This is a genomic window from Billgrantia endophytica (genome assembly GCF_002879615.1).
GTDB classification, from domain to species: domain Bacteria; phylum Pseudomonadota; class Gammaproteobacteria; order Pseudomonadales; family Halomonadaceae; genus Halomonas; species Halomonas endophytica.
In genome coordinates, this window is sequence record NZ_PNRF01000022.1 from 16310 (window position 1) to 40611 (window position 24302).

A 24302-nucleotide genomic window follows, 5' to 3' on the forward strand; every position below is an offset into this window, starting at 1 on the left:
ATGCGTCACAAGATCAGCGCCAGCCAGGGCACGCCGACCACCAGCCAGACCACCAGGAACAGCAGCCCGAAGATCGCCCCAAGGCGCCAAAAGAGTGCGCTGGGCAAGTAGCCACTGCCATAGTAGACCGGACTCGGACCGGTGCCGTAGGGGGTCAGGATGCCCATGAAGCCCAGGGTCGGCAGCAGCAGCAGCACGAACATCTGCATGTCGAGGCCGGGAATGCCCGAGGCGGCGGCGAGGATCACCGGCAGCAGCGCCGTCACGTGGGCGGTGATACTGGCGAAGAAGTAGTGCAAAGCGTAGAACAGTACGACCAACGCCACCATGGCCATCAGTGGGTTGAAGTGACTTATCTGCCCGCCTACGACGGTACCAAACCAATGCACAAATCCCACTTGGCTTAGCCCACCTGCCAGCGCCACCAGCGTGGCAAACCATACAAAAGTATTCCAGGCCGCATTGTTATTGAGGATATCGTCCCAAGTTACGATGCCGGTCAGCAGCATGCCGCAAATTACCACGAGCCCTACCAGCGATGCGGAGATGATGTTGCCGCCAAAAATCCACATCAATAGGGCCGTGACGACCATCAGCACCAGCACTATCTCTTTACGAGTAAGAGCGCCTAATTTCTTAAGTTCGTCTCTAGCCCAGTCAGAAACTTCATGGCCTGCTTTCACTTCAGGGGCGCATAGCCAGTAGCACAGTAGCGGTACCAGAAGCAGCAGCAAAATGCCCGCTGGGGCAATTGCCATGAACCATTGTCCCCAGTTGACCTGAATGCCGGTTGCGCTCTCGGTCAGAGCGATGGCTAACAAGTTTGGAGCCATGGCGGTTAGAAACAGCGAACTGGTAACACAGGTAGAGGCCAGCGCTGTCCACATCAAAAAGCTACCCATACGCCTCATACTTGGGTCATTAGGGTACGAATCGTAAAGGGGCGGAAGGTTGCGAATGACGGGATAAATGGTGCCCGCACTACGCGCCGTATTGGATGGTGTGAAAGGGGCAAGAATGGAATCCGAGATCATCACCGCGTAGCCAAGCGTTAGGGTGCGCTTGCCCATGGCGTTTACGAGCCAGAGAGAAATGCGTCTGCCAAGGCCGGTCTTCTCATAGCCCAGGGCAAACATGAAGGCACCGAAGATCAGCCACACGGTGGAGTTGGTGAACCCGGACACCGCCCAGGCAAAGGCCTGGTTGGCCGCGTTGAAGTTGGGCGCCGCGAGCTGCTCCGGCGAGAACAGCGCCCAAGGCGCGAGCAGCGCCGCCGTGGTGACGCCGATCAGCCCGATCACCGCACCCGGCAGGGGCTCGAGGATCAGGCCCACCACACAGCCGAGGAAGATGGCGAAGAAATACCAGGCGTGGGGAGACAGCCCGTCGGGAGTCGGCCACAGCGCCACCGCGACGGTGACGATGAGGGGCGCCAGTGACTTCCATGAGGAGAAGGGTGTCCCGTTGAGGTTCATGAGCCGTTCCTTTCGTAGTCGTTACAACCGGTCGTGATAAATCGGTCGTTGCAAGACGTGGCGCGCCGGGAACGTCGAGGGACAGGATGCCCCCTCCGCTCCCTAGACCGCAGGCTAGATGACGAACCCCCAGCGGAGAAGCCGGAACGGGCGAGAGCTTGACGTGCATCAAGATCGACATGTATGAGGATGAGCTCAAGTGGTCCCCTCTCGGAACGGCATGCTAGTCTTGATTCGAAGTCGTACGCCAATCGAGCTACGCGAACTCCCGCCAACCTTCGCGCCTGACGTCGCGCCTGACATTGTGACATGGGCGCGGGAGACCAGGGACCGGACAGGGGCCGCATCACCATGCAGCATCGAGATTGCGATATCGCCATCGTGGGCGGCGGCGGCGCCGGACTGCGCGCCGCGATCGCCGCCGCCGAGCAGGCCAGGAGCGACCGCCGGCCACAGCGCATCGCCCTCCTCTCCAAGGTCTATCCCATGCGTTCACACACGGTGGCCGCCGAGGGCGGCGCCGCCGCGGTCACCAGTCCGGACGACACGCTGCAGGCGCACTTCGACGACACCGTGGCCGGTGGCGACTGGCTCGTCGAGCAAGGGGTGGCGGACTATTTCGTGCGTCACGCTCATAGGGAACTGGTGCAGATGGAGCGCTGGGGCTGTCCCTGGAGCCGCAAGGACGACGGCAGCGTGCAGGTGCGCCGCTTCGGTGGCATGAAGACCGCCAGGACCTGGTTCGCGGCGGACAAGACCGGCTTCCACATGCTGCACACCCTGTTCCAGACCTCGCTGAAGTATCCCGAGATCGAGCGTCTCGACGAATACTTCGTCCTCGACCTGGCCGTCTGTGACGGCGCGGTGGCCGGCATCATCGCCCTGGAGGTGGCCACCGGCGAGCTGACCCTGCTGCGCGCCAGGTCCGTGATCCTGGCCACGGGTGGAGCGGGACGTCTGTTCCGCTTCAACACCAATGCCGGCATCGTCACCGGCGACGGCATGGCCATCGCCTACCGCCACGGTGTGCCCCTGCGCGACATGGAGTTCGTCCAGTACCACCCCACCGGGCTGCCCGGCTCCGGCATCCTGATCACCGAGGCCTGCCGCGGCGAGGGCGGCATCCTGCTGAACAAGGACGGCTATCGCTATCTCCAGGACTACGGCCTCGGCCCCGAGACCCCGCTGGGCCAGCCGCAGAACAAGTACATGGAGCTCGGCCCCCGGGACAAGCTGTCCCAGGCGTTCTGGCAGGAGCAGCAAGCGGGTCGTACCGGCACCTTCGCCGGCAGTGACGTAGTCTATCTCGACCTGCGCCACCTGGGCGAAGCCTTCCTGCACGAACGGCTCCCCTTCATCTGCGAGCTCGCCAAGGCCTACATCAACGTCGACCCGGTGCGCGAGCCCATCCCGATCCGTCCGGCGGTGCACTACACCATGGGTGGCATCGAGACCGGTTCACAGTGCGAGACCAGCGTGACGGGCCTGTTCGCCGCCGGGGAGTGCGCCTCGGTGGGACTGCACGGCGCCAACCGCCTCGGCTCCAACTCGCTCACAGAACTGCTGGTCTTCGGTCGCCTGGCCGGGGAACAGGCCAGTCTGCGAGCAGCGGAGACGACTTTCGCCGACATGCGCGCCCTGGAGGAACAGGCCGACGGGCAGCGCACCAAGCTCGCCCGGCTCTGCGACGGTCGGGGAAGCGAGAATTGGGTCCAGCTCAAGCGCGAGCTGGTCCAGGCCATGGAGTCGGGATGCGGCATCTACCGCACCGAGGACGGCATGAGCCACGCCCTGCAGACCGTGCGCCGGCTGCGTGAGCGCTATCGAGAGATCAGGGTCGGGGACACCAGCAAGGTCTACAACACCGAGCTTCTGGAGTGCATCGAGCTTGGCTTCGGTCTGGACATCGCCGAGGCGACCTGCCTGGGCGCCCTGGAGCGGTGCGAGTCGCGCGGCGCCCACCAGCGCCTCGACGAAGGCATGCGGGAGCGGGACGACGCCCGTTATCTGCAGCATAGCCAGGTCTTCCATCGCCACGACGGCCCGGCCGAGCTGCGCTGGCAGGAGGTGGACACCCGCGTCTCCGCACCCGCGGCCCGAGTCTATGGCGACGCCGGCAAAGGATCACGCCCATGACCACCAAGCAGATCAGCATCAGACGCTATCTTCCCGAGCGGGACGACGCCCCCTTCTGGCAGCCGTTCGAGGTACCGGTCGACGACAGCACCTCGCTGCTGGACGCGCTCCATCACGTCAAGGAAAGCCTGGATAGCAGCCTGAGCTACCGCTGGTCGTGCCGCATGGCGATCTGCGGCTCCTGCGGGGTGATGGTGAACGGCATTCCCAAGCTGGGCTGCAATACCTTCCTTCGAGAGTATGATGCAGAGATCCGTATCGAGCCGCTGGCCCACTTCCCGGTGCGGCGCGACCTGGTGGTCGACATGGAGATCTTCCTGGAGCACCTGGCCGCCGTGAAACCCTACCTGATCGACGATGCCCAGCAGCAGGAGGCGACCGAGACCTACCGGCAGACACCGCAGCAGCTCGCCCGCTACAGGCAGTTCTCCAACTGCATCAACTGCGGTCTTTGTTACTCGGCCTGTCCGCAGTTCGGCCTCAATCCGGAATTCCTGGGCCCGGCGGCGCTGACCCTCGCCCACCGCTACAACCTCGACAGCCGCGACCGGGGCAAGGCACAGCGCATGCCCGAGCTCAACCGCCACGACGGCGTCTGGAGCTGCACCTTCGTCGGCTTCTGCTCCCAGGTCTGCCCGAAGCACGTCGATCCGGCCGCCGCCGTCAACCAGGGCAAGGTGGAATCGGCCAAGCACACGCTGATCGCGCTGTTCAAAGGCTAAGGAGATCACATGCACAAGCCGCCGAGAGCGCACCCGCCGCTGCCGCGGAACTGGTGGCTCAAGCACCGTTTCTTCATCGCCTACATGGCGCGGGAAGCCACGGTGCTGCCGCTGGTGTTCTTCATCGCCTGCCTGCTGGCCGGCACGGTCGCCCTGCTGCGGGGCCCCGACGCCTGGCAGAGCTGGCTCGGCTTCATGCGCTCCCCGCCGGTCGTCGCCCTCAACGCGCTGGCGCTGGCGGCCAGCCTCTACCACGCCTGGACCTTCTTCCAGCTCTTCCCCCGCGTGATGCCGCTACGCCTGGGGAAGCGCGCCGTCCCGGCCAGCCTCATGGTGGCGGGCCAGTGGGCGGGGGTGCTGGCCGTGCTGCTGCTGTTCGTATGGCTATTCGGGAGGGCATGAGATGACCAAGCACCATCCGGAGCGCCGCCAGGCATACGACGAGCCGCTGTGGTGGGCCCTGTTCAGCGCCGGTGGCGTCTGCTTCGCGCTGTTCGTGCCCTCGGCGGTACTGTTCCTGGCCCTGCTGCTGCCCGCCGGGCTGCTGCCGGCGGATGCGCTGAGCCACCAGCGCGCCTCCTCGCTGCTGTTCGGCCTGCCCGGCCTGATCTTCGTCGGGGCGACGATCTGCCTGCCGCTCTTCCACGCCGCCCACCGGATTCGTCACGGCCTGTTCGACCTGACGCTGGGCAGCGACGGCACCAACAAGTGGCTCATGTACGGCGCCGCCGCCCTGTTCAGTACCCTGGCGCTGGGCGTCGTGCTGCTGGGCATGCTGCGCTGAGCGTCTCCCACCCCGACCAGAGGAGAGCCAAGATGATCGAAGGCATGACAGAAGCGGAGCTTTACGCTCCCATCGAGTGGCATGATCGCTCCACCGGTTATCAGGACATTCTCTACCATACCTCCACCGACGGCATCGCCAGGATCACCATCAACCGTCCCGAGGTGCGCAACGCCTTCCGCCCGCGTACCGTCGCGGAGATGATCCAGGCCCTATGTGCGGCTCGTCACGATGGCGAGGTGGGCGCGATCATTCTCACCGGCGCCGGTGACAAGGCGTTCTGCGCCGGCGGCGATCAGCGCATCCGCGGCGACTACGGCGGCTACCGGGACGACGAGGGCGTCCATCATCTCAACGTGCTCGACTTCCAGCGCGACATCCGCAGTTGTCCCAAACCGGTACTGGCCATGGTCGCCGGCTACGCCATCGGCGGCGGTCATGTATTGCACATGATGTGCGACCTAACCCTCGCCGCCGACAATGCCATCTTCGGCCAGACCGGCCCCAAGGTGGGCTCCTTCGACGGCGGCTTCGGCGCTTCCTATATGGCACGCATCGTCGGCCAGAAGAAGGCCCGCGAGATATGGTTCCTGTGCCGCCAGTACGACGCTCGACAAGCACTGGAGATGGGGTTGGTCAACGATGTCGTGCCGCTGGCCGAACTGGAGCGGGAGAGTGTGCGCTGGTGCCGCGAGATGCTGCAACACAGCCCCATGGCGCTGCGCTGCCTGAAGGCCGCCCTCAATGCCGACTGCGACGGCCAGGCCGGGCTGCAGGAGTTGGCGGGCAACGCCACCATGCTGTTCTACATGACGGAGGAGGGGCAGGAGGGGCGCAATGCCTTCAACGAGAAGCGCCGCCCCGACTTCTCCCGCTACCCGCGCAATCCCTGATGACCCTCGCCCTGTATCGCTACCGCCTGCCTCTGACGCACCCCCTGCTGCTCGGAGGCCGTCGGTTGGACGAACGTCAGGGACTACTGGTGCATGTCGCCGGGCAGTGGGGCGAGATCGCCCCACTGCCCGGCTTCTCCCGGGAGAACCTGAGCGATGCCGAAGGGGAAAGCCTGACATGCCTCGCAGCACTACGGCGCGGCGAGAAGATCGCCCCGCGGCTGCCCTCGGTCCAGTTCGGCTTCGACTGCGCGCGCCGACGATGGCCGACACGTGCCGCACCACTGCCCGAACCCTATCCGTTGCTGCGCGGTACACCGGAGGAGTGGCTGGCATCTGTCGGCACTCGGCGCGGGAGAGCGCTGCGCAAGGTCAAGCTCAAAGTCGCTCGCCACCCCATGGCCGACGAACTGGCGTCGATCCAGCACATCTGTGAGCACCACCCCTCTCTCGAGCTGGTACTCGACGCCAACTGCCGCTGGTCACGGACACAGGCTCTCGCCTTCTGTACACAGCTGGAGCCGGGGCGCATCGACTATCTCGAAGACCCCTGTGCCGACTTCGCCGACATCGCCGCCGTCGCCGAGGCCACCGGTATCGCGGTGGCACTCGACGAGTTGCTGACGCGTCGCGCTCCCTGGCACCCCATCGCGCAACTCAAGGCCCTGGTGCTCAAGCCCACCCTGCTGGGCTCGCTGGCTCACAGCGAGGCCCTGGTCACCAAGGCCCGAACGCTGGGACTCGAGGTAGTGGCCTCCTCGAGCTTCGAATCCGACCTGGGACTCGGTTTACTGGCGCGGCTGGCCGCCGAGTGGGCGCCGGGCCAGGCCCCGGGCCTCGACACGCGTCACTGGCTGGCCTCCTCGTTGCTGGATGAACGCCACCAGCCTCGACCCGATTTTCTGACCCGTCTCTTCTACGACGAATGTTATCGTGACGACCGCCATGACTGAGATCTGCCCCATTCATCATTGGGCGAACATTGCCCCCAGCCGTACCGCTATCCAGGGCCCGCAGGGAAGCCTTAGCTACCGTACCCTGGACAGACGTCTGGCCAGCCTCTGTGCACAGCTCACTGCATCCGGCCTGACACCCGGAGACCGGCTGATGGCAGCGGCCCGCGGCAACCTCGAGGAGGTATTGCTGGCCTGGGCTTGCCTACGCTCAGGCATCGTCTTCTGTCCGCTCAACCCCGCCTTTCCCCCCGCCAGGCAGGCCACTCTGGCCAAACGGCTTGACGTGCGAACGTTCCACGTTCGGAACGGGGAAGCACCCGACGGGAACTGGCAAACCCTGCGACTCGACTTCTCCCATGAAGCGCAGATATCCCAGCTCCCGGCACTTGACCCGGCGCGGCCATGCGACACTATCCTGACCTCCGGCTCCAGCGGCCAACCCAAGGCGGTGCTGCACCGTGTCGGCAACCACCTCGCCTCGGCTCGCGGTTCAGCCGAGCTCATTCCCCTCGATGCCGAGTGCGGCTGGCTATTGTCGCTGCCGTTGTTCCATGTCGGCGGTTACGCCATCCCCTTTCGCGTCTTTCTGGCCGGCGCGCGCCTGGTAATGGACGACCGCGACCGCCCGCTCGCGGCCAGGCTGGAGAGCGAGCCCATCACCCACCTCTCGCTGGTGCCGACGCAGCTCTGGCGGTTGCTCGGCGAAAGCTTCACGCCGCGCCGCACTCGCCTGCGCGAGCTGCTGCTCGGTGGCGCGGCGATTCCCGCGCCGCTGGTGGAAAAGCTCACGGCCCTCGGGCTTGCACCCAAGGTGAGCTATGGCCTTTCCGAGATGGCCAGCCAGGTATGTAGTGGCGTGCCGACGGGACCAGGCGTAGTGGGTCAGCCACTGCCCGGTCGTGAAGTCAGAATCGCCAACGGCGAGATATTGGTGCGGGGCGACACCCTGTTCGACGGCTATGTCGACGGCGATCGCCTCGACCCAGCCCGCGACGCCGAGGGCTGGTTCCACACCCGCGACAAGGGGTACTTCACCGAAGGCGGCGAACTGGTGGTAGAGGGGCGACTCGACCACCGCTTCATCTCAGGCGGCGAGAATATCCAGCCGGAGGCGATCGAGCAACGCCTGGTTGACCATCCCGGGGTGGCCCAGGCAATCGTGGTGCCGATCGATAGCGAGGAGTGGGGCGCACGTCCGGTCGCCTTCGTCGACTGGCACGGACACCCCGTCGCCGGCGCCGAGCTCGCCACCTGGCTGCGTGAGATGCTGCCCGGCCACATGGTGCCCGATGCCTGGCTACCCTGGCCCGACCTGGGCGAGGGGCTCAAGCCGTCGCGCCAGGCGCTCGCCTCTCTCGCCAGCGAGGCCGCGTCGGATCAGCCCTGTCAGAGCGTATAGGTGGGCGCCCCCGGGTCCAGTTGGCCGGCCAGCAGCGTCTCGATACGATCCCGCACCGACTGGTCTTCCGAACTGAAGTGGATGCCGATACCCGCTACACGGCGCCCCACGACACCATCAGGCGAGACCCAGACAACCTGACCCGTCACCGGCACCCGGTCGCTGTCGCCGGGCAGGGCCAGCAGCAGGTGGACCTCCTGGCCCAGTTCGTAACGCTCCCGCGTGGGCACGAAGATGCCGCCCCGCTCCAGCAACGGCATGTAGGCGGAGAGCAGCGTCTGCTCGTCCTGAATGGTCAGTGACAGGGCTTTCTGGGGTGCCACGTGATCTCTCCCTTGATCTGGCGTCAGGAACGCAACAGGGCCGACCAGCGAACCAGCCAGGCTTCGAGGACCAGTTGGGGATTGGGGTTGCCACCAGCGGCCAACAGCCGACGCTGCTCCCGAGCATAGTCCAGCAGGCGGAACCAGTCGCGCACGCGGGCATTCTTGATCGCCTGACGGAAAAGCGGCAGCAGGTCGGGGTTGCGGACTCGGGCCGCATCGCCGGAAAGCCCCAGCCGAATCAGGTCTTCAAGCCAGGCGATACCGTACCACAGGATGGACTCGATGGACTGGCGGTCGAGCCGGGAAGCCTCCATCACCGGCTCCGCCCCGCGCACCAGTGCATCGAAGGTATCGTGGAGTTGCTGGCGCAAGGCGCGCGCCGTGGGTGCCGCCAGTTCGGCAGCCAGCAGCGGCAGACCACCCGAGACCTGCCACCAGAAAGCCGCCTCTTCCGTGCCGCCAAGCCGCTCGGCCAACCAGGCCTGGCTCTGCCCCGCTTCCGGCACAGGCAGGTTCCAGTGCTGGCAGCGTGACCGGATGGTGGCCAGCAGTCGCGACGGCACGTCCGCCAGCAGGATGAACTGGGTTCGCTCCCCCGGCTCTTCCAGGCTCTTGAGAAGGGCATTGGCGGCGGCCACGTTCATGGCCTCGGCCGGATTGAAGACGATGACGCGATATCCGCCCTGCTGGGCTGTCTGGGCAACGAAGGCGTTGACGGCACGAATCGGGTCGATACGGATCTGCCGCTTGCCCTCTTCCGGCGAGACACGCAGGAGGTCGGGGTGGTAGCCGGCCCCCAGCATATGGCAGCCGTGGCAGTGTCCACAGACCGCCTCGCCGGGCGTCACGCAGAGCAGCCGGGCAATCACCGCCTCGGCAAACTGCTGCTTGCCCACGCCGTGGGGGCCGGACAGCAGCAGTGCGTGGGGCAGGCGCCGATCCCGATACTGTGACAGGAACTGTTGCCACAGGCCGCCTTGCCACGGAAGTGGAAGCGAAACCTCTGCGTTCTCTACAGCCATGGTGCCACCCGTGCTTCCAGGCAGGCCGACAGACGTGCTTGTACGGTTTCCAGCGGTGCATCGGCATCGACCACCGCAACGCGCTGGGGTGAGTCCGCCGCCCGGGACAGATAGGCATGGCGCACGGCCTCGAAAAAGGCGGTGCGTTCCCGTTCGAAACGATCGCGATTCGTGCCACTGGCCGACAGGCGCCCCTGCAGGCGCAGCTGAGCGCGTTCCACCGACATGTCGAGCAACAGGGTCAGGTCCGGCTCGAGATCACCCTGGACGAAGGCTTCCAGTGCGGCGATACGCGAGAACGGGATACCCCGCCCACCGCCCTGGTAAGCAAACGTGGCATCGGTAAAGCGGTCGCACAGCACCCAGGCTCCACGATCGAGAGAGGGACGGATCTTGTGCGCCAGGTGCTGGGCTCGAGCGGCGAAGACCAGGAGCAATTCGGCATCCGCATCCAGCGGCTCGTCTCCGGAAGGGTCCAGCAGCAGCTCACGAATGGCCTCGGCCCGGTGGGTGCCGCCCGGCTCGCGGGTCCGCACCACTTCCACGCCACGGGACGTCAGCCAGTGGGCCACCCAGTCGAGGTTGGTCGACTTGCCGACACCTTCGCTCCCTTCCAGGGTGATAAAACGTCCACGCTGCTGCATCGAGTCTCCTGTACTCCGGTTACTGTCGCCAGGCGGCCCTGCCCGGTCAGCGATTGCGGATATAGCGGTTCACGGCATTGTTGTGCTCACGCAGTGTACGCGAGAAGTGATGGGTGCCGTCCCCACGGGACACAAAGTAGAGCGTTTCGCCCGGCAACGGGTCAACGGCCGCTTCCAGCGAGGCACGGCCCGGCATGGCGATCGGTGTGGGTGGCATCCCGTCGATCACATAGGTGTTGTAGGGCGTCGCCTCGCGCAGGTCGGCACGGGTGATTCGCCCATCGTAACGCTCTCCCATGCCGTAGATGACAGTGGGGTCCGTCTGCAAACGCATGCCGCTTTCCATACGCCGCTTGAAGACACCCGCGATCTCGCGCCGCTCCTCGGGAGCTCCGGTTTCACGCTCGATCAGCGAGGCCATGATCAGCGCTTCATAGGGCGTTTCGATGGTGAGGTCGTCGCTGCGGTTTTCCCACACCTCGTCGAGGATACGCTCCATCCTCACCAGCGCCTGGCGCAGGATATCCAGGTCACTCATCCCCTTGTGGTAGCGGTAGGTGTCGGGAAAGAACCAGCCTTCCGGGTAACGCCCCTCTCGCTCCAGCAGCACCATCACCTCCTCGTCGGAGAGCCCGGCCGTACGGCTCTCCAGCTTGGGAGCGGCATCCAGTTGGGCCCGCATCTGGCGGAAATTCCATCCTTCGGGAATGGTCAGCGGATAGGTGACGACGCGGTCACTGCCCAGCAGCTCGACCAGTTCCCGGCCACTCATGCCGGGCTCCAGCATGTATTCACCGGCGCGCAAGCGCGGTATCGACTCGGGTTCGATCCGGGTCAACAGGCGAAAGGCCCAGTCATCGCGGATGATGTCCCGGCTGGCCAGATCCGCCACCACCCGATTGAAACCCGCACCGCGCGGCACCTCGTAGAGGGTCTCCTCCTCAACGGCGATCGGCGCCTCGAGCCGACTCTCCCAATAGCGATAACCGGCAAAGGCCGCCGCGGCGACCACTATCACCAATACCGCCAGAAACTTGACTAGACGCAGCATGCGGTTTCCTCAATCAACGTGCGAAAGCCACCGGGTAGCCCAGCAGAGCGTGAGCCTCGGCCTGCAGGCGACGGTGGCCAGTGCCGATCTTCCAGTTCGCTAGTGGAACGCCCTTCGCGTCGTCCAGCCGGGCGACCGGCCAGACGCCCTGCACCGAGTTGACGAGCCAGATGGCTTCGGCATCGGCAGCGATCTCAGGACCGGCTTTCACCTCCACGATGGGGAGCCTGTCCAGCAGCACGGCACGCAGTGTACCGGCCACGCCGCACCCGTCCAGGCACGGCGTCTCCAACCGACCATTCCGTTGCCAGATAAGGTTCATGCAGGTGGCTTCGACCAGTCGTCCCTCGCTATCGCAGAGCAGACCCTCGGCCAGGTCTGGATCGCTCCACTCGCTACGGGCCAGCACGTTCTCCAGCCGGTTGAGGTGTTTCAGACCGGCAAGGAGCGGCTGAATCGCGAGCCGGAGTCGACAATGCCGCACCCGCACCCCATCACGCCAGTGCTCCGGCCGAGGGGTGAAGGCCGCGGTCTGCCAACGCAACCGGGGGGTGGGGGCATCGGGCGGCAGGTAGCCCCGCCCACCGCTGCCACGGGTGAGCATCAGCTTGAGCACGCACAGCCCGGGGCCGGCTTCGGCCGGCAGGCATGCAAGGGCACGACTGTCAGGCAGTGGCATGCCCAGCACCCGGCAGCCCCGCTCCAGCCGTGCCATGTGCGCTTCCCACAGCAATGGCACACCGTCACGCACCAGAATGGTCTCGAAGAGGCCATCACCGTAGGCCAGGCCGCGATCATCCATCGGCACCGCGTCGTCATCCGGCACCCGGGGAAGCTCCCTCACACCTTGGAGAAGACCAGGGTGCCGTTGGTGCCGCCAAAGCCAAAGGAGTTGGACAGCGCCACCTCGATCTTTCTTTCACGGGCCGTATTCGGTACGTAATCCAGGTCGCAACCTTCCTGGGGATTATCCAGGTTGATGGTCGGAGGTGCCACCTGGTCGCGAATCGCCAGCACACTGAAGACCGCCTCGACGGCACCGGCAGCGCCCAGGAGATGGCCGATCATCGATTTGGTGGAACTGACCGCCACGGACTTCGCTGCATCACCCATCACCTTCTTGACGGCACGGCTTTCGGCCAGGTCGCCGGCAGGCGTCGAGGTCCCGTGGGCGTTGATGTAGTGGACGTCCGAAGGGTCGAGTCCGGCATCATGAATGGCGTTGCGCATGGCAAGCGCCGCGCCGCGACCGTCTTCCGGTGGAGCGGTCATGTGGAAGGCATCGTCACTCATGCCAAAACCGGTCAGTTCCGCATAGATGGTTGCACCACGCGCCTTGGCGTGTTCGTACTCCTCGAGCACCATCACACCGGCGCCATCGGAGAGTACGAAGCCGTCACGATCACGATCCCAGGGCCGACTGGCGGCCTGGGGGTCACCGTTGCGTGTCGAGAGTGCCCGGGCGGCGGAAAAGCCACCAAGACCCAGCGGCGTGGTCGCCATCTCGGCGCCACCGCAGACCATGACATCGGCATCGCCATAGGCAATGGTTCGTGCGCTATAGCCGATATTGTGTGTACCCGTGGTACATGCCGTGGTGATGGCGATGTTGGGACCGCGGAAACCATGCTGGATCGCCAGATTGCCGGAAATCATGTTGATGATCGAGCCGGGAACGAAGAACGGAGAAATACGCCGCGCGCCGCCCTTGTTGAGGGCGTTGTGGTTGTGCTCGATCATCGGCAGGCCGCCGATGCCGGAGCCGATGGCCACACCGATACGTTCGGCGTTCTCTTCGGTGCACTCGATGCCCGCATCACTGATGGCCTGGGCGCCAGCCGCCACGCCATACTGGATGAACAGATCCATCTTGCGGGCGTCCTTGGGGTTGAGGTAAGGACTGATATCGAAGTTCTTGACTGACCCTCCGAAGCGGGTATTGAAGCTGGTGGCATCGAAGTGCTCGATAGGGGCGATGCCGCTCTTGCCGGCCAGGATGCTCTCCCAGCTCTCCTTGACGGTGTTGCCCACCGGCGTAACCAGACCCAGCCCGGTCACCACAACTCTACGAGCCATCAGTATTCCTCCAGACAACCTTGGTGACACGACCCGCCATCAGGGCCGTCATTGCGCGCATTATATCGAACATACCCCCTCCATGGGCAGCACACCACCCATATAGCGGAAAGCCGTCCTGGGTTTCAGGACGGCTTTCCACGGGCCTCAACGGGCGAGGCCCCTCATCTCAGCAAGCGGTGACGACCGCGCCCTTACTGGTGGGCGTTGACGTAATCGATGGCTTCCTGAACGGTGGTAATCTTTTCGGCTTCCTCATCGGGAATCTCGGTATCGAACTCCTCTTCAAGCGCCATGACCAGCTCGACGGTATCCAGGGAGTCAGCGCCGAGGTCTTCAGTGAAGGAGGAGCTATTCTGGATGTCCTCTTCCTTGACGTTCAGGCGCTCGGCCACAACCTTCTTCACGCGCTCTTCGATGGTGCTCATTATGACGTACTCCAGTCGTTCAAGTTAGCCGTTCAGATGACCAGCCGGTTGGTCCGCAACCTCAAGCTGCGGGGTAGTTTATAGACGCCCCCCCGTCGACGCAACCGCCGACCGGCGGGAGCCTCAACGCATATTCATGCCGCCGTTGACCTGAAGGGTCTCACCGGTAATGTACCCGGCGCTCTCGCCGGTCAGGAAACCAACGGCAGCTGCAATCTCCCCGGGCTCGCCGAGGCGAGACAGGGGGATCTGGGTCAGCAGCACCTTGTGCTGCTCTTCGGGCAGCGCCCGCGTCATGTCCGTGGCGATGAAGCCCGGCGCCACGGCGTTGACGGTGATGGCCCGGGAGGCCACTTCACGGGCAAGCGCACGGGTGAACCCTTCCATGCCCGCCTTGGCGGCAGCATAGTTGGTCTGTCCCAGATTGCCCATGGTCGCCACCACGGAACTGATACTGACGATGCGACCGAAGCGAGCCCGGGTCATGCCGCGCAGGCAAGCCTTCGTGACTCGATAGACGGACTTGAGGTTGGTGTCGAGCACCGAGTCCCATTCTTCTTCCTTCATGCGCATCAGCAGGTTGTCACGCGTGATACCGGCATTATTGACCAGAATGGCAGGCGCACCGAACTCGTCGGTAATCGACTTGACCAGGGCATCGACGCTTTCCTGGTCGGTCACGTCCAGGGCACGCCCCGCCCCGTCGATGCCGTGGGCACGGAGATCCGCGTCGATCTTTGCCGCGCCGGACTCGGTGGTGGCGGTACCGATCACCACGCGCCCCTGGCGCCCCAGCTCATGGGCGATGGCTTGCCCGATGCCGCGACTTGCGCCGGTAATCAAGGCGATTCTGCGTTCGCTCGTCATAGCTGTCCCCGCATTGTGCTGTTTGGTTCATAGGTGCTTGACGCCCCCCGTGGGCTTATTGGGCGGCTGCCTCGCGAGCCAGCTCCAGAGCCGCTTCCAGGCTGTCGGGATCGTTGACCGCCAGCCCCTTGCTGCTTTTGGCGATGCGCTTGCCGAGTCCAGTCAGCACCTTGCCCGGCCCGCATTCGATGAAGACCTCGGCGCCACCACTGGCCATCGCTTCCACGCAAGAGGTCCAGCGCACCGGCTGGTAGAGCTGTTCCACCAGTCGTGTGCGCAACGTCTCGACATCGGCATGCGCCTGCGCGTCGACGTTCTGGTAAACGGTGTAACGCGGCGGACGCATGTCCAGTTCGGCCATGGCCGCCTGGAGCCGCTCGGCTGCCGGACGCATCAGCGCACAGTGAGACGGCACCGAGACCGGCAGCGGCATGGCACGCCTGGCGCCAGCCTCCTGACACCGTGCGATGGCGCGCTCGACGGCTGCCTTGCTGCCAGCGATCACTACCTGACCCGGAGCATTGTAGTTGACCGCGGAAACCACATCATTCTGGGCGGCTTCTGCGCAAGCCCTTTCAACGGTGGCATCCTCGAGCCCCAGAATGGCGGCCATGCCCCCCTGGCCAAGCGGCACGGCTTCCTGCATGGCCTCGCCACGCAGCTTCACCAGGCGAACGCCATCGGCGAAGCCGAGCACCCCGGCACAGACCATGGCGCTGTATTCACCGAGACTATGCCCGGCCATGGCACCAGGCCGCGGCCCTTCCAACTCCTGCCACACACGCCAGATGGCGACACTGGCAGTCAGCAGCGCCGGTTGAGTGCAGGCGGTCACATTGAGCGCTTCCTCGGGTCCTTCCTGAACGACTTTCCACAGATCATAGCCTAACGCTTCCGCAGCCTCCTCGAAGGTCGTGCGTACCACACTATAGCGTTCGGCCAGCTCACGCAGCATGCCAATCTGCTGGGAGCCCTGCCCGGGAAAGACGAGGGCAAGGGGTTGAGTCATGTCGTTCACCTTTGCTCTTGTTGAGACCTGTCATGCCTGCTGCCCAGCTCACGAGCCAGTCGGGAAGGCAGGTCCCGGCTGACCTCGTTCGCCGCTCGCAGCACAGCGTAGGAAAAGCCGGTGGCATCGGCACCGCCGTGGCTCTTGATGACGATACCGTCGAGCCCCAACAGGCTGGCGCCATTGTAGCGCACCGGGTCCAGCTCACTTTTCAACCGACGCAGTGCTGGCCTCGCCAATAGACCCACCAGGCGACTGCCCCAATGCGCATCGAAAGTCGCCTGCACTCGCTCGATGAGCATATGTGTCAGCCCCTCACTTGCCTTGAGAACCGCATTACCGACAAACCCGTCACAGACGACCACGTCCGCCATACCGGCAAAGATGCCGTTGCCCTCGACGAAACCGCAGTAGTTCAGCGACGTCGTACCCGCCAGCCAGGCATCGGCCTCACGCACGCTGGCACTGCCCTTGGTCCCCTCGCTGCCTACGTTGAGTAGCGCGACACGGGGTGACACCAGGCCATCGACGTGGCGTGCCATGACATCGCCCATGCGGGCAAAATCGATCAGGCGATCGGCGCTGACATCGACGTTGGCACCCAGGTCCAGCAGATAGCAGCGCCCGTCGCCGCGCGTTGGTATGGCGGTACTGATGGCTGGCCTCGGAATGCCACCCACCATGCCCAGCTCACGCCGCGACAATGCCATCAAGGCGCCCGTATTGCCCGCACTGACACCCGCCACCGCCCTTCCCGCGGCAAGATGGCCAAGCATGTGTGCCATGCTGGTATCGCCACCCCGCCTCAACACATCGGAGGGCCGCTGGTCCTGGCGAATTGCTGATGGCGCATGATGGACAGACAAATGCGAACCAGCCGCGGCAAGGTGCCGCGGCAGGCTCTCAAGCTCGGCTTCCAGCAAGGTACGAGGGCCAAACAGATCGATCGATAGATCGGGCCAGGCCAGCACTGCAGCCGCCGATCCCTGAACGGCAGCCCCGGGGCCCGAGTCTCCGCCCATCGCATCGACGGCAATCCGCACGCTCAACTGCCGAGCATCACCGGCAAGGGGTCGACTCAGGCGTCGACGACCTTGCGACCACGGTAGAAACCGTCCGGAGAAATGTGGTGGCGCAGATGCGTAGTGCCGGTTTCCTTGTCCTGGGACAGGGTCGGGGCGCTCAGGGCATCGTGACTGCGACGCATACCGCGCTTGGAACGGGTCTTGCGGTTCTTTTGAACTGCCATGGGATGTCACTCCAGAGTGAATCGATAATGAATCAGGATTTGTCCTTGAGGCGACGCAGCACCTCAAAGGGACTTGCGGGAGTCGGCTCCGGTGACTCGGCCTCCTCACCACTGCTCAGCTGGTCGCGCGAGACCCGACACAGGGCCTCGTCGTGGTAAACCACCTGGGGCAGGCTAAGGATGAGTTCATCCTCCACTACCGCCAGCAGGTTCAGCTGTTCGTTTTCCACCAGCACCGGCTCGTGGGTGCTTGGCAGTTCTGCCGCCAGATCGTCGCTCGTGACCATGCCCAGCAGGAATTCACTTTCGACATGCTGTGACAGCGGCTCGAGGCAGCGCCGGCAAGGCAGCCGAAGCTCCGCTTCCAGACGCCCGCGAATCTCGCGGCGCCCTTGCGCATCGATGGCGAATTCGAGCCATACTTGGCAATCACCGGCTTGCGCGCCAACCTCCTCGGCCAGCCGCTCGAACTGATCGAGCGCCATGAGGCCCTGGAGGCTTTCGGCACGGGCGGCGAGCTTGTAGGGCTCGACCTTATTGGGGAGTCGTGAGGTCAACATAGGCGCGCAATGATAGGCACTCCCCCCGCCCCTGTCAAAGACGCCGTCATGACGGGTTACAATGGCCCTCATTCCCGCTACCGCACCCCCCGGCCCACAAGCCCCCGCCGGGTGCTCACAAGGAGTCCGGCATGCCCCGTCTCGTGCTTGCATCCAGTTCCCGCTGGCGCCGCCAACTGCTGGATCGGCTGGGGCTTCCCTATGCCTGGGCGAACCCCGCTATCGACGAGTCACCGTGTCCGGGGGAGTCCCCCCGGGCCCTGGTGCAGCGCCTGGCCCTGGCCAAGGCAAGCCATGTGGCAGAGCAATACCCTGCCCACCTGGTCATCGGTTCCGACCAGGTGGCCGTCTTCGAGGACACGATACTCGGCAAGCCCGGCGACACGGCCACGGCACGCCACCAACTGGCACGTTTCTCCGGCCAGAGAGTGCGCTTTCTCACCGGACTGGCATTGATCGACACGGGTTCGGGTCGTCACTGGGTCTGTCATGAATGCTACGACGTCGTGTTTCGCCAGCTCGGCGAGACGGAGATCGCCCGCTACGTCGAGCGGGAGCAGCCGCTTGACAGTGCCGGCAGCTTTCGCATGGAAGGGCTGGGCATCGCCCTGTTCGAGAAACTCGAGGGAGACGACCCCAATACCTTGATCGGCCTGCCACTCATTCGCCTGTGCGCCCTGCTGCGAGAAGCGGGACTGGACCCCCTTGGCGACGGCTAGTGCAACTGGTAGCGAACCGGCGAATGGCTCGACGGGGCACCTACCCATTCGGCGGCAACCCGGCCGAATTGACGGGTCAGACGCTCGAAGGGGTCCAGCCGGGGCGTGTAGTCATGCACGCGCAGCTCACCAAAGAGGTCGCGGGAGATACTGTCCAGGCTGCCAATGCCATCCACCAGCCCCAGCTCCAGAGCCTGCTCCCCATTCCAGATCAGCCCGGTGAACAACCGCGCGTCATCGCGAAGCCTATCGCCACGCCCGGCTTGCACGGCATCGATGAACTGGCGGTGCGTCGTATCCATCACACCCTGCCAGAAGTCGCGCTCTTCGGGCGCCACCGGTGAAAAGGGATCAAGAAACGCCTTGTTCTCGCCACTGACATAGACGCGGCGCTCCACGCCCAGCCGCTCGATGGCCTCCTCGAAGCCGAAGCTGGCGAAGATCACGCCAATGGAACCCACCAGACTCGCCGGTGCCGCCACGATTTCGTCGGCCGCCGCGGCGATGTAGTAGGCCCCGCTGGCGCCCACGTCCTCGATGACGGCAATGATCGGCTTGTCGCCTTTCTCGCGCAGCCGGAGGATCTCGTCATAGACCCGCTGGGACTGCACCGGACTTCCGCCCGGGCTGTCGATATGCAGGATGACCGCCGCCGCATTGTCGGCCTCCCATGCCCGGTTGAGCCCCGTGATGATACGCTCGGCGCTGGCCGGCGACTCGCCATCGATCACCCCGCGCACCGTGACGACGCCCAGGTGTTGCCGTTCCGGTTCACGAACGCCCGGGACACCAAAGATGCCGTAGAGGGTGGCCGCGAGGGAGCCCAGAATCAACGCCGCAAAAAAGAAGCGGAAGAACAGCTTCCAACGTCTCGTGCGCCGCTGCTCGACCAGCACGCCTCCAATCCAGCGATCCAGCATTTCCTGCTGGCCCAGCCGCTGGCGCTCGCGCAGGGTCTCGGGGCTCTCCGGCGGAGGCGGCGATGCGCTCGCCTGGGCCCGCCTGGCCTCCCTCGCCTGCTCGGGGGTCAGCTCAGGACCCTCGGTCCAGCGATCTTCATGCTTGTCATCACTCATGGCTCGTGTTCCTTACAGCCGTCTATCGGTTCAACCACTCGAAGAGTTCCGGCACCGCCTCGGCGGTAAAGACGGGTCGACAGGCCGCCAGGCGATCCGGGGCATGCACCCCCCAGGTCACCGCCACCCGGTCCATGCCCAGTGCCCGGGCCATTTCCAGGTCATATTCGGTATCGCCGATCATGACGGCCTCGGTGACATCGACGTCCAGTTCAGCCAGGAGTTCCTCGAGCATCTGCGGGTGAGGCTTGGAACGCGTCTCGTCGGCAGTGCGGCTGGCATGGAACCAGTGTCCGCTATTGCTCTCCCGGAAGATGCGATCCAGCCCGCGACGGCTCTTTCCGGTTGCAACCGCCAGGCGTCGCGCCTCCAGGCCACGCAACCCCGCAACGCCAGATTCCACGCCCGGAAAGAAAGGCATGGGAGTCGTGTCGCCTTGTACGAAATGAAAGGCATAGCGACTACGCAACAGCTCCGAGCGCGCCGGGTCGATGCCGGGACAGAGCGTTGCAATGGCCTCCGGCAGGCCAAGTCCGATGATGTCACGCACGGCCTCGTCGGCCAACTCGCTCCAGCCAGCGTCCCGGGAGGCCGCCTGCATGCAGGCGACGATGCGCGCGGCGGAGTCCATCAAGGTGCCGTCCCAATCGAAGATCACCAGTCGATAACGCATCAAGGCTCCGAGTCAGGAAAATGAAAGGCAATGGCCAAAGGGCGCTCAGGAAAACTTGCGGGCACGGTTCAGCACGGCTTCCAGGTCATCGGGTAGCGGAGCCCGTATCTGTACCGGCCGGCCGCTGGTCGGCTCGGGAAACGTCAGCGATGCCGCATGCAGAAAGAGCCGCGTCAACCCGAACTTCCTCGCCACGACCTCGCCTTCCCGGGTGCCGTACTTGGCATCTCCCAGCAGCGGATGGCCAGTGTGAGCGGCATGCACCCGGATCTGATGCGTGCGCCCGGTGACCGGCTCGGCTTCGACCAGGGTCGCCTTGGCAAAGGCTTCACGTACCGCGAAACGCGTACGGGACACCTTGCCGGTGGCATCGACTTTCACCCGGCGCTCCCCGTTGCCGGCATCGTACCGCTCCAGCCGGGCACTGACGAACTCACGACGGGCAGGCCAGCGCCCCGACACCAACGCCAGGTACTGCTTGTCCATCTTGTGCTGCTTCAGTGCGTCATTCAGCACCAGCAGCGCCGGACGCGACTTGGCGAGCAGCAGGCAACCCGACGTGTCACGGTCCAGGCGGTGCACCAGCTCCAGGAAGTCGAGATCCTCTCGCACCTGGCGCAGCGCCTCGATCAGGCCGATCTTGACCCCGCTGCCACCGTGCACGGCCAGACCGGCCGGCTTGTTGATCACCAGCCAGTCCCGGCCTTCCACCAGCACGCTGCCGGCCAGCAGGTTACGCAACCCGTCACTGACCTCCCTCGCCGCCTCGCGCGGGGCCATCCGGAGCGGCGGAATGCGCACCATGTCTCCTGGCACCAGCCGGTAGTCGACCTTGATCCGCTTCTTGTTCACCCGCACCTCGCCCTTGCGCACGATGCGGTAGACAAGGGCACGCGGCACGCCTTTCAGGCGCGTCATCAGGAAGTTATCGATGCGCTGGCCGGCCTGGCCTTCGCCCACTTCCACCCACTGTACCTCGCGCCCTTCGGTCATGACACTTCCGCTCGATCACTCATTATGAGCCGGCATTCTATCGCACTCGGGCGCTTGCTGCGCCAATTGCCGCTCCTTGCCATTACTGCTATATTGCGAGCTCGCTCGGATGGATCCCTTCGGTCCCATGGCGCCTGCCCGACAGACACGCAGGCCGGAGCGACGAAATCAGGCCGCGACGACCCGCAGACTCGGTCCCGCCGCCGACGAGTGACACAGCGTTACAGGCACTGATAGAAGACAAGCCGTTACCTCGGTAATGACGAAAGGCAGTTACGAATAGTACGGATAGGTGACAGACAGGTGATTACCGATGGTAGTTACCTGCGGTAGGAACAAGTAGTTACGCCACGCCCGGATCCCAGCCCGCCAACCACTGTTCGGCGGGCGGTGGCCACGGGAATCGTTCAACATCGTGCCGGTGGCCGGCGTTGGCGAATCGATGAATGCCAGGTGTCTGGCGGTGACCGCAGGGCCGGATGGGAAGAAGCCCACCGAGACATGTCCTGCCTCCGCCGAGTACTCAACATGATCATGTCGTGCTGGACCCACCGCGGGTACCGGTACGATCGGGCGCCACTGTGCATCCGCGACATGCGCTGAGCACGAGCACGCAGCACCCAGAGGTTCGCCTTCTTCGATGCCCACCGGTGCGTCCAGTTTGCGAGACAACATGAAACGGATGCTCATCAATGCGACTCAGCCGGAAGAGCTGCGCGTCGCCCTGGTCGATGGACAACGCCTCTACGACCTGGACATCGAATCCGGTGCCCGGGAGCAGAAAAAAGCCAATATCTACCGCGGCAAGATCACTCGGGTAGAACCCTCCCTCGAAGCGGCTTTCGTCGACTTCGGCGCAGAGCGTCACGGCTTCCTCCCCCTCAAGGAGATCTCTCGCGAGTACTTCCTGAAAGAGGCATCCGGCCGCCCCAGCATCAAGGAAGTGCTCAAGGAGGGCCAGGAAGTCATCGTCCAGGTCGACAAGGAAGAGCGCGGCAACAAGGGAGCCGCCCTCACCACCTTCATCAGCCTGGCCGGCCGCTTCCTGGTATTGATGCCCAACAACCCCCGTGCCGGTGGCATTTCGCGGCGCATCGAGGGTGAGGAGCGCAGCCAGCTCAAGGAAGCCATGGGCGAGCTCACCGTACCCGACAAGATGGGTGTGATCGTTCGCACCGCCGGCATCGGTCGTAGTGCCGAAGAACTGCAGTGGGACATGGATTACCTGATTCAGGTATGGGAGTCGATCACCGACGAAGCCGGCAAGCGCCCCGCTCCGTTTCTGATCTATCGCGAATCCAACGTCATCATCCGCGCCATGCGCGACTACCTGCGCCAGGATATCGGCGAGGTGTTGATCGATAGCCCGGTCGTGCACCAGGAAGCCTTGACGTTCATTCGCCAGGTCATGCCCTCCTACCAACAGAAGATCAAGCTCTACGCCGACGAGGTGCCGCTGTTCTCGCGTTTCCAGATCGAGTCGCAGATCGAGACGGCCTATGAGCGTGAAGTGAAGCTTCCCTCCGGCGGCTCCATCGTCATTGACCACACCGAGGCGCTGGTCTCCATCGATATCAATTCGGCACGCGCCACGCGTGGCAGCGATATCGAGGAAACGGCCTTGCAGACGAATGTCGAGGCTGCCGACGAAATCGCCCGCCAGCTTCGCCTGCGCGATATTGGCGGCCTGGTGGTCATCGACTTCATCGACATGAGCCCTGCGCGCAATCAACGTGAAGTCGAGAACCGCATGCGCGACGCGCTCAAGCTCGATCGCGCCCGCGTGCAGATCGGTCGCATCTCCCGCTTCGGCCTGATGGAGATGTCCCGCCAGCGCCTGCGTCCATCGCTGGGCGAGACCAGCGGCGTGGTATGCCCACGCTGTAACGGCCAGGGCACCATCCGTGACGTGCGCTCCCTGTCGCTTTCCATCATGCGCCTGATCGAGGAAGAGGCGATGAAGGAGCGCAGCGCCCAGATCCGCGCCATTCTCCCGGTTCCAGTGGCCACCTACCTGCTCAACGAGAAACGTGCCGTGCTGGCCGATATCGAGAGCCGCCAGGACGTGCGTGTGCTGGTACTGCCCAATCCGGACATGGATACCCCTCACTACGATGTGCAGCGCCTACGCGATGATCACGTCGAGGAAGAGGGCGAGCAGGAAAAGTCGAGCTTCGAGCTTTCGGTCGACACCGAGGTCGGCAAGGAGCCGGACTCCAGCATCGCCAAGCCGGTATTCCGAACCGAAGCCGCCGTCAAGACGGTCATTCACAACGAACCTGCTCCTGCCTCTCTGCAGCAGCAGCAGACACCAACCGCCGAGGCTTCTCAGCCAGCCACCCAAGCGGCTCCCGGCGTGCTCGGCCGCCTGGTCAAAGGGGTCGCCAAATGGCTTGGCAGTGCCGAAACCAGCGAAGCCGATGGCAGCGAAGCCCGCAAGCCTTCAACGCCCCCTGCCCCCCAGGCACGGCAGGCTTCCGGTGAAGAGCGCGGTGACCGCAATGGCAATGGCCGTGGCCGTCAGCGCCGCCCTCGCAACGAGCGCTCCGAAGAGCGTGACGACACTCGTCAGAGCAGCCAGCGGGGCCAGGGCCGGCAGCAGGACGGCAGCCGCAGCGAAGCCCGCCAGGATGGCGCTTCCGGCAGCCGCAGCGAGGCTCGTGGTGGTCGCGGCGGCCGTGGCCAAGGCCGACAGGAACAGGGTCGCCAGGACAGGAGCCAGCAGCAGGACGACAATCGCCAGGGTGGCCAGCCACAGGCCAAGCAGCCTCCGCACAGTCGCGAGGAGGCGCCCCGTCGCCAAAAGGCCGAAGACGCGCAAAAGCCCAATGACAAGCCGGCCGAGACCGCCAAGGCAGACGACGGCAAGCCCAGGCGCACCCGTAACAACCCGCGCAACCGGTCGCGTCAGCACGCCATCAACCCTCAGGCCGAAGCGGAGCAAAAACGCCTTCAGGCCGAGCCGGCCAAGGCCGAGAACGCCCCGAACCAGGTAGCCGTAGGCGTAGATGCATCCAAGGCCGAACAGCCGAAGGCCGATGCGCCCAAGCCGGAAGCCCAGCCCGAGCAACCGAAGGCCAAGCAGCCGAAGGCCGATGCGCCCAGGCCGGCCGAGAAGCCCGCCGACATGCCCAAGCCGAAAGCCCAGCCCGAGCAGCCGAAAGCCGACGTGCCCAAGCCGGCCGAGAAGCCCGCCGACGCACCCAAGCCGGAAGCCCAGTCCGAGCAGCCGAAGGCCGATGCG

General features: G+C 64.7%; 25 protein-coding genes. 9 read left to right on the plus strand and 16 right to left on the minus strand.

Annotation, left to right across the window (positions count from 1 at the left end):
* Positions 1–5 precede the first annotated feature (5 nt).
* On the minus strand, positions 6–1475 hold the full coding sequence (locus tag C1H69_RS11125) for an anion permease (protein ID WP_102653480.1): 1470 nt from the start codon (positions 1473–1475) through the stop codon (positions 6–8).
* A 351-nt stretch (positions 1476–1826) separates the two neighbouring features.
* Between C1H69_RS11125 and frdA the strand changes: the two genes are divergently transcribed.
* From frdA to C1H69_RS11160, 7 genes are read left to right on the plus strand one after another with little or no spacing between them, the layout of a single operon-like run.
* On the plus strand, positions 1827–3611 hold the full coding sequence (gene frdA / locus C1H69_RS11130) for a fumarate reductase (quinol) flavoprotein subunit (protein WP_102653481.1): 1785 nt from the start codon (positions 1827–1829) through the stop codon (positions 3609–3611).
* Positions 3608–4333, plus strand: a complete 726-nt coding sequence (locus C1H69_RS11135; RefSeq protein WP_102653482.1) for a succinate dehydrogenase/fumarate reductase iron-sulfur subunit — start codon at positions 3608–3610, stop codon at positions 4331–4333. The genes frdA and C1H69_RS11135 overlap by 4 nt, the downstream gene beginning before the upstream one ends.
* 9 nt (positions 4334–4342) lie before the next feature.
* Complete coding sequence (locus tag C1H69_RS11140; protein WP_102653483.1) at positions 4343–4735, plus strand: succinate dehydrogenase/fumarate reductase transmembrane subunit; 393 nt, start codon at positions 4343–4345, stop codon at positions 4733–4735.
* A 1-nt stretch (position 4736) separates the two neighbouring features.
* Positions 4737–5117, plus strand: coding sequence for a fumarate reductase subunit FrdD (gene frdD, locus C1H69_RS11145; RefSeq protein WP_102653484.1), 381 nt, complete (start codon positions 4737–4739; stop codon positions 5115–5117).
* 32 nt (positions 5118–5149) lie between these two features.
* Entirely contained in the window at positions 5150–6010 is an 861-nt protein-coding gene (menB, locus tag C1H69_RS11150) for a 1,4-dihydroxy-2-naphthoyl-CoA synthase (RefSeq protein ID WP_102653485.1), read from the plus strand.
* Entirely contained in the window at positions 6010–6963 is a 954-nt protein-coding gene (gene menC, locus C1H69_RS11155; protein WP_102653486.1) for an o-succinylbenzoate synthase, read from the plus strand. The genes menB and menC overlap by 1 nt, the downstream gene beginning before the upstream one ends.
* Positions 6956–8365, plus strand: coding sequence for an AMP-binding protein (locus C1H69_RS11160; protein ID WP_102653502.1), 1410 nt, complete (start codon positions 6956–6958; stop codon positions 8363–8365). Before menC ends, C1H69_RS11160 begins: the two co-directional genes overlap by 8 nt.
* Here the strand turns inward: C1H69_RS11160 and C1H69_RS11165 are convergent.
* From C1H69_RS11165 to C1H69_RS11220, 12 genes are all read right to left on the minus strand, one after another.
* Positions 8353–8688 (minus strand): PilZ domain-containing protein, encoded by a 336-nt coding sequence (locus tag C1H69_RS11165; RefSeq protein WP_102653487.1) that lies wholly within the window; start codon positions 8686–8688, stop codon positions 8353–8355. The two genes, C1H69_RS11160 and C1H69_RS11165, sit on opposite strands and share 13 nt — an antisense overlap.
* Before the next feature lie 23 nt (positions 8689–8711).
* A complete protein-coding gene (locus tag C1H69_RS11170; RefSeq protein ID WP_102653488.1) occupies positions 8712–9713 on the minus strand; it encodes a DNA polymerase III subunit delta' in 1002 nt (333 codons plus the stop codon).
* Complete coding sequence (tmk, locus tag C1H69_RS11175) at positions 9704–10357, minus strand: dTMP kinase (RefSeq protein WP_102653489.1); 654 nt, start codon at positions 10355–10357, stop codon at positions 9704–9706. The genes C1H69_RS11170 and tmk overlap by 10 nt, the downstream gene beginning before the upstream one ends.
* A gap of 46 nt (positions 10358–10403) precedes the next feature.
* Entirely contained in the window at positions 10404–11408 is a 1005-nt protein-coding gene (gene mltG / locus C1H69_RS11180) for an endolytic transglycosylase MltG (protein WP_102653490.1), read from the minus strand.
* Positions 11409–11421: 13 nt separating this feature from the next.
* Complete coding sequence (pabC, locus tag C1H69_RS11185; RefSeq protein ID WP_102653503.1) at positions 11422–12210, minus strand: aminodeoxychorismate lyase; 789 nt, start codon at positions 12208–12210, stop codon at positions 11422–11424.
* Positions 12211–12248: 38 nt separating this feature from the next.
* Positions 12249–13487, minus strand: coding sequence for a beta-ketoacyl-ACP synthase II (gene fabF, locus C1H69_RS11190; RefSeq protein ID WP_422666897.1), 1239 nt, complete (start codon positions 13485–13487; stop codon positions 12249–12251).
* Positions 13488–13678: 191 nt separating this feature from the next.
* Complete coding sequence (acpP, locus tag C1H69_RS11195; protein WP_008956801.1) at positions 13679–13912, minus strand: acyl carrier protein; 234 nt, start codon at positions 13910–13912, stop codon at positions 13679–13681.
* A 123-nt stretch (positions 13913–14035) separates the two neighbouring features.
* Positions 14036–14779 carry a 3-oxoacyl-ACP reductase FabG gene (fabG, locus tag C1H69_RS11200; RefSeq protein ID WP_102653492.1) on the minus strand — a complete coding sequence of 248 codons (744 nt, stop codon included), beginning with the start codon at positions 14777–14779 and terminating at the stop codon, positions 14036–14038.
* Positions 14780–14834: 55 nt separating this feature from the next.
* Positions 14835–15788, minus strand: a complete 954-nt coding sequence (fabD, locus tag C1H69_RS11205) for an ACP S-malonyltransferase (RefSeq protein ID WP_102653493.1) — start codon at positions 15786–15788, stop codon at positions 14835–14837.
* A 5-nt stretch (positions 15789–15793) separates the two neighbouring features.
* On the minus strand, positions 15794–16831 hold the full coding sequence (plsX, locus tag C1H69_RS11210; protein ID WP_102653504.1) for a phosphate acyltransferase PlsX: 1038 nt from the start codon (positions 16829–16831) through the stop codon (positions 15794–15796).
* Between the two features lie 35 nt (positions 16832–16866).
* Entirely contained in the window at positions 16867–17037 is a 171-nt protein-coding gene (gene rpmF, locus C1H69_RS11215; RefSeq protein ID WP_102653494.1) for a 50S ribosomal protein L32, read from the minus strand.
* Between the two features lie 32 nt (positions 17038–17069).
* The gene (locus C1H69_RS11220; RefSeq protein WP_102653495.1) at positions 17070–17597 is read right to left on the minus strand and encodes a YceD family protein; all 528 of its coding nucleotides are present in this window, start codon (positions 17595–17597) and stop codon (positions 17070–17072) included.
* A 131-nt stretch (positions 17598–17728) separates the two neighbouring features.
* Here C1H69_RS11220 and C1H69_RS11225 point away from each other — a divergent pair, with 131 nt between their 5' ends.
* Positions 17729–18316 carry a Maf family protein gene (locus tag C1H69_RS11225; protein WP_102653496.1) on the plus strand — a complete coding sequence of 196 codons (588 nt, stop codon included), beginning with the start codon at positions 17729–17731 and terminating at the stop codon, positions 18314–18316.
* Here the strand turns inward: C1H69_RS11225 and sppA are convergent.
* Genes sppA through C1H69_RS11240 form a run of 3 tightly spaced genes read right to left on the minus strand, consistent with a single transcriptional unit; the run spans position 18313 to position 21058 of the window.
* On the minus strand, positions 18313–19392 hold the full coding sequence (gene sppA, locus C1H69_RS11230; RefSeq protein ID WP_102653497.1) for a signal peptide peptidase SppA: 1080 nt from the start codon (positions 19390–19392) through the stop codon (positions 18313–18315). The two genes, C1H69_RS11225 and sppA, sit on opposite strands and share 4 nt — an antisense overlap.
* Positions 19393–19414: 22 nt before the next feature.
* Positions 19415–20065, minus strand: a complete 651-nt coding sequence (locus C1H69_RS11235; RefSeq protein ID WP_102653498.1) for an HAD-IA family hydrolase — start codon at positions 20063–20065, stop codon at positions 19415–19417.
* A 45-nt stretch (positions 20066–20110) separates the two neighbouring features.
* Positions 20111–21058, minus strand: coding sequence for an RluA family pseudouridine synthase (locus tag C1H69_RS11240; protein WP_102653499.1), 948 nt, complete (start codon positions 21056–21058; stop codon positions 20111–20113).
* 673 nt (positions 21059–21731) lie between these two features.
* Here C1H69_RS11240 and rne point away from each other — a divergent pair.
* Positions 21732–24302, plus strand: a 2571-nt coding sequence (gene rne, locus C1H69_RS11245; RefSeq protein ID WP_102653505.1) for a ribonuclease E, incomplete at its 3' end; no start/stop codon positions are given.